This is a genomic window from Dryocola clanedunensis, from assembly GCF_038405435.1.
Taxonomy (GTDB): domain Bacteria; phylum Pseudomonadota; class Gammaproteobacteria; order Enterobacterales; family Enterobacteriaceae; genus Dryocola; species Dryocola clanedunensis_A.
In genome coordinates this window covers 167,627-179,724 of sequence record NZ_JBBYHZ010000002.1, presented here as the reverse complement: position 1 = coordinate 179,724, position 12,098 = coordinate 167,627, and the positions used below count along the sequence as shown (strand labels likewise).

At 55.8% G+C, this 12,098-nt stretch carries 12 protein-coding genes; 11 read left to right on the top strand and 1 reads right to left on the bottom strand.

The window, feature by feature from the left end:
- The first annotated feature begins 705 nt into the window (after positions 1-705).
- The 11 genes from ydgT to gstA all read left to right on the top strand — a co-directional run bounded on the left by ydgT (position 706) and on the right by gstA (position 10,600).
- Entirely contained in the window at positions 706-921 is a 216-nt protein-coding gene (ydgT, locus tag AAE045_RS04895; protein ID WP_455424595.1) for an HHA domain-containing protein, read from the top strand.
- A gap of 100 nt (positions 922-1,021) precedes the next feature.
- Positions 1,022-1,462: a DUF2569 domain-containing protein gene (locus AAE045_RS04890; RefSeq protein ID WP_455546720.1), complete on the top strand. Its 441-nt coding sequence runs from the start codon at positions 1,022-1,024 to the stop codon at positions 1,460-1,462.
- 77 nt (positions 1,463-1,539) lie between these two features.
- Positions 1,540-2,121 carry an electron transport complex subunit RsxA gene (gene rsxA, locus AAE045_RS04885; RefSeq protein ID WP_455546719.1) on the top strand — a complete coding sequence of 194 codons (582 nt, stop codon included), beginning with the start codon at positions 1,540-1,542 and terminating at the stop codon, positions 2,119-2,121.
- On the top strand, positions 2,121-2,699 hold the full coding sequence (gene rsxB / locus AAE045_RS04880; protein WP_455546718.1) for an electron transport complex subunit RsxB: 579 nt from the start codon (positions 2,121-2,123) through the stop codon (positions 2,697-2,699). The genes rsxA and rsxB overlap by 1 nt, the downstream gene beginning before the upstream one ends.
- Positions 2,692-4,764, top strand: a complete 2,073-nt coding sequence (gene rsxC, locus AAE045_RS04875) for an electron transport complex subunit RsxC (RefSeq protein ID WP_455546717.1) — start codon at positions 2,692-2,694, stop codon at positions 4,762-4,764. Before rsxB ends, rsxC begins: the two co-directional genes overlap by 8 nt.
- Positions 4,765-5,817: an electron transport complex subunit RsxD gene (gene rsxD / locus AAE045_RS04870; RefSeq protein ID WP_455546716.1), complete on the top strand. Its 1,053-nt coding sequence runs from the start codon at positions 4,765-4,767 to the stop codon at positions 5,815-5,817.
- Positions 5,818-5,826: 9 nt separating this feature from the next.
- On the top strand, positions 5,827-6,453 hold the full coding sequence (gene rsxG, locus AAE045_RS04865) for an electron transport complex subunit RsxG (protein WP_455546715.1): 627 nt from the start codon (positions 5,827-5,829) through the stop codon (positions 6,451-6,453).
- Positions 6,450-7,136: an electron transport complex subunit E gene (locus AAE045_RS04860; protein WP_455546714.1), complete on the top strand. Its 687-nt coding sequence runs from the start codon at positions 6,450-6,452 to the stop codon at positions 7,134-7,136. Before rsxG ends, AAE045_RS04860 begins: the two co-directional genes overlap by 4 nt.
- The gene (gene nth / locus AAE045_RS04855; RefSeq protein ID WP_455546713.1) at positions 7,136-7,771 is read left to right on the top strand and encodes an endonuclease III; all 636 of its coding nucleotides are present in this window, start codon (positions 7,136-7,138) and stop codon (positions 7,769-7,771) included. The genes AAE045_RS04860 and nth overlap by 1 nt, the downstream gene beginning before the upstream one ends.
- 614 nt (positions 7,772-8,385) lie before the next feature.
- Entirely contained in the window at positions 8,386-9,888 is a 1,503-nt protein-coding gene (dtpA, locus tag AAE045_RS04850; protein ID WP_455546712.1) for a dipeptide/tripeptide permease DtpA, read from the top strand.
- 109 nt (positions 9,889-9,997) lie between these two features.
- On the top strand, positions 9,998-10,600 hold the full coding sequence (gene gstA / locus AAE045_RS04845) for a glutathione transferase GstA (RefSeq protein ID WP_455546711.1): 603 nt from the start codon (positions 9,998-10,000) through the stop codon (positions 10,598-10,600).
- Between the two features lie 85 nt (positions 10,601-10,685).
- Here gstA and tyrS read toward each other — a convergent pair whose 3' ends face one another.
- Positions 10,686-11,960, bottom strand: a complete 1,275-nt coding sequence (tyrS, locus tag AAE045_RS04840; protein WP_455546710.1) for a tyrosine--tRNA ligase — start codon at positions 11,958-11,960, stop codon at positions 10,686-10,688.
- Between the last annotated feature and the right edge of the window lie 138 nt (positions 11,961-12,098).

Sequence of the window (12,098 nt, the reverse complement as noted above, 5' to 3'; positions counted from 1 at the left end):
GTATTCCTCACGTTTATGGACCAGCTCATTTGACACCATCCACCACGGTGTAACAACCGGTACTTTAATTGTTACGTGTCGGTTGCATACTTGCCAGGCGTTTTCACGTATTCCCCCTTCAGGACCGCCTGACATATATACCCGCGCCCGCGCCAGGGTTTAACGCAGCCGGTATAAATACGATTATGCAGGGCTAAGAGCAAAATTTTACCGGTATACTTTTATTGTCAACAAAGGTGGTAATAAATGACAGACGGCCCATTTGTGTATCGGTTTGTGAAAACAAATGAATAGCGCTCATGAATGATCTTTTAAGATTATATTTATATTCCATCTTCGTCGTGAATCTGTTTATGCTCTGCCGGCCAGCTAATTAAACGGTTTTATAATATTCCGATTTATCTCGTAGAAAAGAGGGCGATGCTGATGCCCCCTCCCCCTTAAAACCTCAGGTTCACCTGCCGCCAGCCGCCAGGCCCTGCCCGGTAACGAGGCTGACTGCCGATCGTGGTTTACAGCGAAACGCCAGGTATCCATTAAGATATTCCGGCAGCGCTGATTAACAACTGCGTCGCATTTCAAGGAAAAGTCCGAAATAATCTGCCAGATGAAATTGCGCTGATAATTTCACACGGGTTGCGTTTATTATGCTGGGATTCAACTTCTGCTTTTAAACTAATAAAACCTCCTCTACGGATATCCCCTATGACAGCTCAAGATTATTTAATGAAGTTCAGAAAAATTAGTACCCTGGAAAGCCTGGAAAAATTGTTCGACCACCTCAATTATAGCCTTACCGATAACAATGAAATTATGAATATGTATCGCGCAGCCGATCATCGCCGCGCGGAGCTGGTCTCAGGTGGCCGGCTGTTTGACCTCGGCTGCGTGCCAAAAACGGTCTGGCGTTACGTGGTGTAACCGTGTGCGAGTAGCATTACGCTCAAAAAGCCTTATAATCGCCCCCGCCTTATGTCAGACATAAGGACCGCATTCTATTCTTTGCATCCCGGGAGGCAAAATGACTACCACGCAGGCGCCGCGTATTGCAGGCTGGCTTCTCGCCCCTCTCGCCTGGCTGCTGTTGACCTTACTCAGCAGTACTGTTGCGCTGGCGATTTATCTGATGATGCTGATTTCGCCTGAAAGCCATCGTCTGATGAGCGCGCAGGGGCAGCATATGGTGCTGTTCTGGTATTTCTCCGTGGCCTGCGCCATTGCCATGTGGGGCTATACCGTCTGGCTGACCATCGCGTTTTTTAAAAAACGTCAGAATGTGGTGCGTCATTACATCCTGTGGTTATTGATCTCCATACTGCTGGCGATCAAAGCGTTTGCCTTCTCTCCGGTCAGCGACGAGCTGGCGTTGCGTCAGCTTCTGTTCCCGCTGCTTGCGGCTTCACTGCTGGTGCCCTACTTCAAACGCTCAAAACGCGTGAAGCAAACCTTTATTAATCCGTAATAACCTTATTAATACTCCGTTGTCGTCCTGCGCCGCATGGACGATAATGGACGGCTTTTTTTGTTTCAGGTCTCATCATGACAGATTATTTGCTGCTCTTTGTTGGTACGGTACTGGTCAATAACTTCGTTCTGGTGAAGTTTCTCGGCCTGTGTCCGTTTATGGGCGTTTCCAAAAAGCTGGAGACGGCCATTGGCATGGGGCTGGCGACCACTTTTGTATTAACGCTGGCCTCTGTCTGCGCCTGGATTATTAACGACCTGATCCTTATCCCCCTCGATCTGGTCTATTTGCGTACCCTTGCCTTTATTCTGGTTATTGCCGTTGTGGTGCAGTTTACGGAAATGGTGGTGCGTAAAACCAGCCCGGCCCTCTATCGCCTGCTGGGGATCTTTCTGCCGCTCATCACCACAAACTGTGCGGTATTAGGCGTGGCGCTGCTCAACGTTAATCTGGGCCATAACTTCCTGCAGTCCGCCCTGTATGGTTTCTCTGCGGCGGTTGGCTTCTCGCTGGTGATGGTGCTATTTGCCGCTATTCGTGAACGGCTGGTCGTTGCCGACGTCCCAGCTCCCTTTAAAGGCAACGCCATCGCGCTGATCACCGCCGGGCTTATGTCCCTGGCCTTTATGGGCTTTAGCGGGCTGGTGAAGTTCTGATGAGCACCGTCTGGATTGCTGTTATTGCGCTGACCCTGATGGGGCTGCTTTTCGGCCTTATTCTGGGCTACGCCTCCCGCCGCTTTGCGGTGGAAGAAGACCCTATCGTCGAGAAAATCGAGGAGCTGCTGCCGCAGAGCCAGTGCGGCCAGTGCGGCTACCCCGGCTGCCGCCCGTATGCCGAAGCCGTGGGCAACAACGGCGCAAAAATAAATCTTTGTGCGCCCGGCGGCGAAGCGGTGATGCAAAAAATTGCCACCCTGCTTAACGTCGAGCCGCAGCCCATTGAAGGCGACGAGTCTGCTCTCGCCCCCGTGCGCATGCTGGCCGTTATCGACGAAGCCAACTGTATCGGCTGCACCAAATGCATCCAGGCCTGCCCTGTAGATGCCATTGTTGGCGCAACGCGCGCGATGCATACGGTGCTGAGCGACCTCTGCACCGGCTGCAATCTCTGCGTGGACCCTTGCCCGACAAGCTGTATTGATTTGATCCCGGTCGCCACCACCACGGAGAGCTGGAAATGGGATCTCCAGACCATCCCGGTACGTAATATTCCGGTGGAGCAACATGCTTAATTTCTTCAGTCGGTTCAAAAAAGACAAAATCTGGGATTTCGACGGCGGTATCCATCCGCCAGAGATGAAGTCCCAGTCTAACGGCACGCCCCTGCGCCAGGTGCCGCTGCCCGAACGGCTTATCCTGCCCCTGAAGCAGCACATCGGTGCTGAGGGCGAACTGTGCATTAAAGCCGGTGACCATGTGTTACGCGGGCAGCCCCTGACCAGGGGACGCGGCAGAATGCTGCCGGTTCACGCCCCAACCTCCGGCACCGTTATCGCTATCGCCCCGCACTCCACGGCGCACCCTTCCGCGCTGGCAGAAATGAGCGTGATTATTGAAGCGGACGGCGATGATATCTGGTTCGAGCGCGACGGCTGGGCGGACTACCGTAGCCGCAGTCGTGAAGAACTGATTGAGCGCGTCCACCAGTACGGCGTGGCCGGTCTGGGCGGCGCTGGCTTCCCGACAGGTAATAAACTGCAGGGCGGCGGCGATAAAATCGAAACGCTGATTATCAATGCCGCCGAGTGCGAGCCGTATATCACGGCGGATGATCGCCTGATGCAGGACTGCGCGGCGCAAATCGTTGAAGGTATTCGCATCCTGGCGCACATTCTGCAGCCGCAGCGCGTGCTGATCGGCATTGAAGATAATAAGCCGCAGGCCATCTCCATGATGCGTGCCGTGCTGGTCGGCTCAGACGATATCGAACTGCGGGTGATCCCAACGAAATATCCTTCCGGCGGGGCAAAGCAGCTGACGCAGATCCTGACGGGCAAGCAGGTTCCGCACGGCGGTCGCTCCTCTGACATCGGCGTACTGATGCAGAACGTCGGCACCGCCTTTGCGGTTAAGCGCGCCGTCATCGACGGGGAGCCGCTCACCGAGCGAGTCGTCACGCTGACCGGGGAATCTGTCGCGCAGCCGGGTAACGTCTGGGCGCGTCTTGGTACGCCAGTTCGTCACCTGCTGGAATTCGCGGGGTTCCGGCCTGCTCACGACCAGCAGGTCATTATGGGCGGCCCGCTGATGGGCTTCAGCCTGCCGTGGCTGGACGTGCCGGTGGTAAAAATCACCAACTGCCTGCTGGCCCCGTCCGCAGGCGAAATGGGCGAGCCGGAGCCGGAGCAAAGCTGCATCCGCTGCAGTGCCTGCGCGGACTCCTGCCCTGCCGACCTGCTGCCGCAGCAGCTGTACTGGTTCAGCAAAGGCCAGCAGCACGACAAGGCCACCGCGCATAATCTTAAAGACTGCATCGAGTGCGGCGCGTGCGCCTATGTCTGTCCCAGCAGCATTCCGCTGGTGCAGTATTTCCGCCAGGAAAAGGCAGAGATCCGCGAAATTGAGCTGGAGGCAAAACGCACTGCGGAAGCGAAGGTGCGATTTGAAGCCCGCCAGGCCCGTCTGGAGCGTGAGAAAGCCGCACGCCAGGAGCGCCATAAAAAGTCTGCCGCCCAGCCCTCCGCGAAGGACAGCGACGCCATTCAGGCCGCCCTCGCCCGGGTGAAGAGTAAAAAGGCAGACGGCAACGAGCCGATTATTATCAAAGCCGGTAGCAAACCGGACAACAGCGAAATGATTGCTGCCCGCGAGGCCCGTAAGGCGCTGGCGCGAGCAAAACAGGCTGAAAAAGCGCAGCAGGTTGATGTGCCGGAAGCGAGCGTAGCGGACCCGCGTAAAGCCGCCGTTGAAGCAGCTATTGCCCGAGCGAAAGCCCGTAAAGCGGCTCAGTCCACTGCCGAACCTGTAGCTGAGGCACAACCTGCTGAAGCTGTCGACCCGCGTAAAGCCGCCGTCGAAGCTGCCATTGCCCGTGCGAAAGCACGTAAAGCGGCACAGGCGACCAGCGAACCCGTAACTGAAGCGCAGCCAGCTCAGGCCATCGATCCGCGCAAAGCGGCGGTTGAGGCGGCTATCGCTCGTGCTAAGGCGCGCAAAGCCGCGCAGCAGGCCGAAGCTAAAGAAGCAGCGCCAGCAGAATCCACAGAAGAACAAGACCCAAGAAAAGCAGCTGTTGCCGCGGCCATCGCCCGCGTGCAGGCACGTAAGGCCGCTCAGCAGATGGCGCCAGAGGATTAAATGGTTTTTAAAATCGCAAGCTCTCCCTATACCCACAACCAGCGCAGCACGTCGCGAATCATGCTGCTGGTTACCCTGGCCGCGCTGCCGGGCATCGCCGCGCTGTGCTTCTGGTTTGGCTGGGGTAGCCTGATTCAGATTGCCTTAGGGATCGTCAGCGCGGTGCTGGCGGAAGCGCTGGTTGTTAAGCTGCGCAAACAGTCTTACAAACAAACGCTGGGGGACAACTCGGCTGCGCTTACGGGTCTGCTGCTCGGCGCGAGCATCCCCCCGCTCGCCCCGTGGTGGCTGATTATCGTCGGCACCGTGTTTGCCGTCATCATCGCCAAACAGCTTTACGGCGGTCTGGGGCATAACCCGTTTAACCCGGCGATGGTTGGCTATGTCGTACTGCTGATAGCTTTCCCGGTGCTGATGACCTCCTGGCTGCCGCCGCAGTCTATCGCTGCGAACGTGCCGGGCATTACGGATATCCTGCACGTGATTTTCACCGGTACGACAGCCGCGGGCGACACCATGACGCAGCTGCGGCTGGGCATTGACGGCATCAGCCAGGCCACGCCGCTGGATACGTTTAAAACGGGTATCCGCGCAGGTCACGCCGCAGGCGATCTTCTCCAGGAGCCGATTTACGGCGGCGTACTTGCCGGGCTGGGCTGGCAGTGGGTGAACGTGGCGTTTCTGGCCGGCGGCCTGTTCCTGCTGGCGCGCGGCACGATTCGCTGGCATATCCCGGTCAGTTTCCTGCTTGTGCTGGCGCTGTGCGCCACGCTGGGCTGGCTGATTTCCCCCGAGAAGTGCGTTTCCCCGGTTATTCACCTGTTCTCGGGCGCAACCATGTTTGGCGCGTTCTTTATCCTCACCGACCCGGTAACCGCATCAACAACAAACCGTGGCCGCCTGATATTTGGCGCGCTGGCTGGCCTGCTGGTCTGGCTGATTCGTACCTACGGTGGTTATCCTGACGGCGTGGCGTTCGCCGTACTGCTGGCGAACATCACCGTACCGCTGATCGACTACTACACCCGCCCGCGCGTTTACGGCCACCGCTAAGGAATCGTCATGCTGAAAACTATGCAAAAACATGGCGTAACGCTGGCGATCTTTGCCGCGCTGGCTACCGGCCTGACAGCCGTGGTTAACGAGTTAACCAAACCTACGATCGACCGCCAGGCGGCGATCCAGCAGAAGCTGCTGTTCGATCAGGTATTGCCGTCAGATCTGTACGATAACGACATTCAGAACAGCTGCCTCGTGGTTAATGAGCCGCAGCTCGGCGCGGGTGAGCATCGTATCTACGTAGCCCGTAAAGGAGAGCAGCCCGTCGCGGTAGTGATGGAAGCCACTGCGCCTGACGGCTATTCCGGTGCCATTCAGCTGCTGGTTGGTACGGACTTTCACGGCAAGGTTCTGGGAACGCGAGTCACCCAGCATCATGAAACGCCGGGCCTTGGGGATAAAATCGAGCTGCGCCTGAGCAGCTGGATCACCCATTTTGCGGATGTCATTATTCACGGCCCGAACGACGCGAGCTTTGCCGTCAAAAAAGATGGCGGCCAGTTCGATCAGTTTACCGGTGCGACCATCACGCCGCGCGCGGTGGTTAACGCCGTGAAACGTGCGGGGCTTTACGCGGAAACGCTGCCGCCGACGCTTGAACAGCTACCTTCTTGCGGAGCACAACCATGAGTGAAGTAAAAGATATTCTGGTCCAGGGGCTGTGGAAAAATAACTCCGCCCTTGTGCAGCTGCTGGGCCTTTGCCCGCTGCTCGCGGTGACCTCTACGGCAACTAACGCCCTGGGGCTGGGGCTGGCGACCACGCTGGTCCTGACGCTGACCAATGCCGCCGTCTCTGCCCTGCGCCGCTGGGTGCCGTCGGAAATTCGTATTCCCATCTATGTGATGATCATCGCCTCGGTGGTCAGCACCGTACAGATGCTGATCAACGCCTACGCGTTCGGACTGTACCAGTCGCTGGGCATTTTTATTCCGCTGATCGTCACCAACTGTATTGTTATCGGTCGCGCAGAGGCCTTTGCCGCAAAAAGCTCGGTGCCGCTGGCAGCGCTGGATGGCTTCGCTATCGGTTTAGGGGCGACCAGCGCAATGTTCGTGCTCGGCTCGCTGCGGGAAATTATCGGCAACGGCACGCTGTTTGACGGCGCAGACGGTTTGCTCGGCAGCTGGGCGAAGGTGCTGCGCATTGAGATATTCCACACCGACACGCCGTTTCTGCTCGCCATGCTGCCGCCGGGTGCTTTTATTGGCCTCGGGCTGATGCTGGCGGTAAAGTATCTTATTGACGAGAAAATGAAGGCGCGCCGCGCGGCGAAAAGCGTGGTGGTGGAAGCTGAAACCAGGGAAGCGTAATGAATAAGATAAAGCGTCATGAGATCCTGACGCGCCTGCGTGATAACAACCCAAACCCGACAACCGAGCTCCAGTTCAGCTCGCCTTTCGAACTGCTGATTGCGGTGTTGCTTTCCGCGCAGGCTACGGACGTCAGCGTTAACAAAGCGACCGCTAAGCTCTACCCGGTCGCCAATACGCCACGGGCGATGCTTGAGCTGGGCGTGGACGGGGTAAAGTCCTACATCAAAACCATTGGCTTGTTTAACAGCAAGGCGGAAAACGTCATCAAGACCTGCCGCATGCTCATTGAGCTGCACAATGGCGAGGTGCCTGAAGACCGCGCCGCGCTGGAAGCGCTGCCCGGCGTTGGCCGCAAAACAGCTAACGTCGTGCTGAATACCGCGTTTGGCTGGCCGACCATCGCCGTGGATACCCATATTTTCCGCGTCTGTAACCGCACCCAGTTTGCGCCCGGCAAAAACGTTGAGCAGGTAGAGCAAAAACTGCTTAAGGTTGTTCCGGCAGAATTTAAAGTTGACTGCCACCACTGGCTGATTCTGCACGGACGTTATACCTGCGTTGCCCGCAAGCCCCGCTGCGGCTCGTGCATCATCGAAAACCTCTGCGAATATAAAGAAAAAGTAGATATCTAATTTACCCGCCCCGTGGGTCTCTCTCCGGGGCTACCTCCCTTAAAATTATGCCCACCGGCGAAAGCCAAATCATTAGCTTTTCACACCATTAATCTCCTTTAACAGCTTTACAACATATGGCTGATAATCGCCTGAGCAGGTTAATCGTTTTTTTACGATGAGAATTTTCTATAAATATGTGATGCAGATCACTTTGATAACACAACGTTAAATTCCGGTCATTTTTTTGTCACCAAACCCCGGCAATCGTTATTGCTATGGGATCTGAACCAATACATTACGCTGGCTAAAACTTCAGGGCTGGCCTTTATCGCTGCTTAATCGCTTTTTCAGCAGAACATATCCCTGAAATGGCCGGTAAAACGTAACGGGAGAGATTTTAAATGGGTAAAATGACGTTTATTAAAATTTAACGCTGAATAACATTTCATTCTCAGTGACATTATTCCACCGCAGTTAAATGTAACAGGGCATTACAAAACACTTGCCTGAAAGCGCAGGATAGTGAACATTACCCGCCGTTTCCCCCTTCCATAATAACAATAAAGTGACTGCCACAGGCCTTCACGCTTATAAGACTCCTGTTAAAGTGGGATGTAAAAAAAGAGGTATATGTGTCGACTGCAAACAATAAACCAGCAGAAAGCGTTAGTCTGAACGCTTTCAAACAACCTAAATCGTTCTACCTGATCTTCTCTATCGAGCTGTGGGAACGTTTTGGTTACTACGGCCTGCAAGGGATCATGGCCGTCTACCTGGTCAAACAACTGGGTATGTCAGAAGCGGATTCTATTACACTGTTCTCCTCTTTCAGCGCACTGGTTTATGGCCTCGTTGCCGTCGGCGGCTGGCTGGGTGATAAAGTGCTCGGCACCAAACGCGTCATTATGCTGGGGACCATCGTTCTGGCTCTCGGCTACGGACTCGTCGCCTATTCCGGCCATGACGCAGCAATCGTCTATATGGGTATGGCGACTATCGCCGTCGGTAACGGCCTGTTTAAGGCTAACCCGTCCGCCCTGCTCTCTACCTGCTATGAGAAAGATGACCCGCGTCTTGATGGCGCCTTCACCATGTATTACATGTCCATCAACATCGGCTCCTTCTTCTCCATGCTCGCCACCCCGTGGCTGGCCGCGAAGTTTGGCTGGAGCGTTGCTTTCTCACTGAGCTTCGTCGGCATGCTGATCACCCTGGTGAACTTCATGTTCTGCAAGCGCTGGGTTAAAGACTACGGCTCTAAGCCTGACTTCTTACCGGTTCACTTCGGTAAACTGTTCGCCACCATCATCGGCGTTGTCGTGCTGATCGTTATCGCAACCTGGCTGTTGCACAACCAGGGCGTTGCTCGTGGCGTGCTGGGCCTGGTCGCGCTGGGTATCGTGATTATCTTCGCTAAAGAAGCGATCGCCATGAAAGGCGCGGCGCGTCGTAAGATGATCGTTGCCTTCATTCTGATGCTGGAAGCGATTGTCTTCTTCGTGCTCTACAGCCAGATGCCAACTTCCCTGAACTTCTTTGCGATCCGTAACGTTGAGCACGCCATTTTAGGCATCACGTTCCAGCCAGAGCAGTTCCAGGCGCTGAACCCGTTCTGGATCATGATTGGTAGCCCGATTCTGGCCGCTATTTATAACAAGATGGGTGACCGCCTGCCGATGCCGCACAAGTTCGCCATTGGTATGGTGCTGTGCTCCTTCGCCTTCCTGGTGCTGCCGCTGGGTGCGAAGTTCGCTACTGACGCGGGTATCGTATCCGTGAACTGGCTGATTCTGAGCTACGCGCTGCAGAGCATCGGTGAACTTATGATTTCTGGTCTGGGCCTGGCAATGGTTGCGCAGCTGGTGCCACAGCGCCTGATGGGCTTCATCATGGGTAGCTGGTTCCTGACTACCGCGGGTGCGGCACTAATCGCGGGTAAAGTTGCTAACCTGATGGCCGTACCGGACAACGTTACCGATCCGCTGCAGTCCCTGCATGTCTACGGTCACGTGTTCATGCAGATTGGTATCGCCACCGGCGTTATCGCCCTGCTGATGATTGTTATCGCGCCAAAACTGAACCGTATGACCCAGTCAGATGCTGCTGACGCGGCATCCGAGAAAGTCACCGCGTAATATAGCGGGAAACACTTAATTTTCAGCCGTTAGCTTTTCGCTAACGGCTTTTTTTTTGCCTGCAGGAGCACTACCATAAGGAATCTTAGCGCCCTAAAGGAGTTCAGTAATGAAACTGTATTATAAGCCAGGTGCCTGTTCCTTCTCTCCCCACATCATCCTGCGTGAAACCGGGCTCGATTTCTCCCTCATCAAAGTTGATTTAGCCACCAAACGCACCGAAGCCGGTGACGACTACTTTGAGGTGAACCCTAAAGGCCAGGTCCCTGCGCTGCTGATGGACGACGGCTCGCTGCTCACCGAGGGCGTGGCCATCGTGCAGTATCTGGCAGACAAAGTGCCGGACCGCCAGCTTCTGGCCCCCGCGGGCAGCATGACGCGCTACCACACGCTGGAGTGGCTGAACTACATCGCCACCGAACTGCACAAAGGCTTCAGCCCGCTGTTCAATCCGGCTACCCCTGATGAGTTCAAAACCGTCACCCGCCAGGCGCTGGAGAAGAAGTTCAAATACGTTAACGAAGAGCTGAACGACAAACAGTGGCTGATGGGCCTGCGCTTTACCGTGGCGGACGCCTATCTGTTTACCGTGCTGCGCTGGGCGCAGGCGCTGAAGCTGGATCTGAACGGTCTCAGCAACATCGAAGCGTTTATGGAGCGCATGAAGGCGCGCCCGGCCGTCGAAGCGGCAATGGCGGCGGAAGGTATTTAAAACAAAAATGCCCTCGGTTAAGAGGGCATTTGGCAGCGTTCAATAATAAGGGCGAGGGCGTTAAGCCACTCGCCTTTTTTATCGCTTACTTCCAGCAGACGAGGCAGTAGTTCTTCTTACCGCGACGCAGCAGAGTGTAGCGATTGAACAGGATATCGCCTTCGGCAAAGGTGTATTCCGGGTCGGACTGCTTCTCACCGTTGATGGTGATGGCATTTTGCGCGATGGTCTTGCGCGCCTGGCCGCGGGACGGCTGTAGCTCAGAGTCCACCAGCGCCTGCTGCAGATCGGCACCGCGATCCATTTCAACCATCGGCACGCCGTCCTGCGCCAGCTGCGCGAAGTCTGCTTCGGTCAGGTCGCTCAGGTTACCGTTGAACAGGCTGCTTGTGATGCGCTTAGCGGCCACCAGGCCCTCTTCACCATGCACCAGACGGGTGACCTGCTCTGCCAGCACGTACTGGGCACGTGGAGCCGCACCGCTGTTCCTGTCTTCTTCTTCCAGCGCGTCGATCTCTTCGAGGCTCATGAAGGTGAAGAACTTCAGGAAGCGGTAAACGTCGGAGTCGGCGGTGTTGATCCAGAACTGGTAGAACTTGTACGGGCTGGTTTTCTTCGGATCCAGCCACACCGCGCCGCCTTCGGTTTTGCCGAACTTGGTGCCGTCAGACTTGGTGATCAGCGGTACGGTCAGGCCGAATGCCTGCTGCTGATGCAGACGGCGGGTCAGGTCGATACCGGAGGTGATGTTGCCCCACTGGTCCGAACCGCCGATTTGCAGCACAACGCCGTGCAGCTTGTTCAGACAGGCGAAATCATAGCCCTGCAGCAGGTTGTAGGAGAACTCGGTAAAGGAGATGCCCACGTCGTCGCGGTTCAGACGCTGCTTTACCGCTTCTTTGTTAATCATCTGGTTAACAGAGAAGTGTTTGCCGATGTCGCGCAGGAAGGTCAGCACGTTCATGCCGCCGAACCAGTCGTAGTTGTTAGCCGCAATCGCTGAGTTTTCACCGCAGTCAAAATCAAGGAAAGGTGCAACCTGACGGCGAATTTTTTCCACCCACTCGTGAACGGTATCTTCCGTGTTCAGCTTACGCTCGACGGCCTTAAAGCTCGGGTCGCCAATCAGACCCGTTGCGCCGCCAACCAGAGCAACAGGCTTGTGGCCGGCTTCCTGGAAACGTTTCAGACACAGCAGCGGAACCAGATGGCCCAAATGCAAGCTGTCGGCGGTAGGATCGAAGCCGCAATAGAGCGCGATTGGCCCCTGCGCCAGGCGCTGCGCTAACGCTTCCTCGTCCGTGACCTGAGCCACCAGGCCCCGCTCTTGCAATTGTTTTATCAAATTGATGCTTGCCATCAAATTCTCCATGTATATACGACTGCACCTTTGCTGGTACACAGCTCTTCGCCTCGTGGCGAATGGGTTCATTTCTTAGGGGGCATAGAATAAAACGCCAGCCCAAGGAGTGCCAGCGCTTAACGCAATAAATCGTGG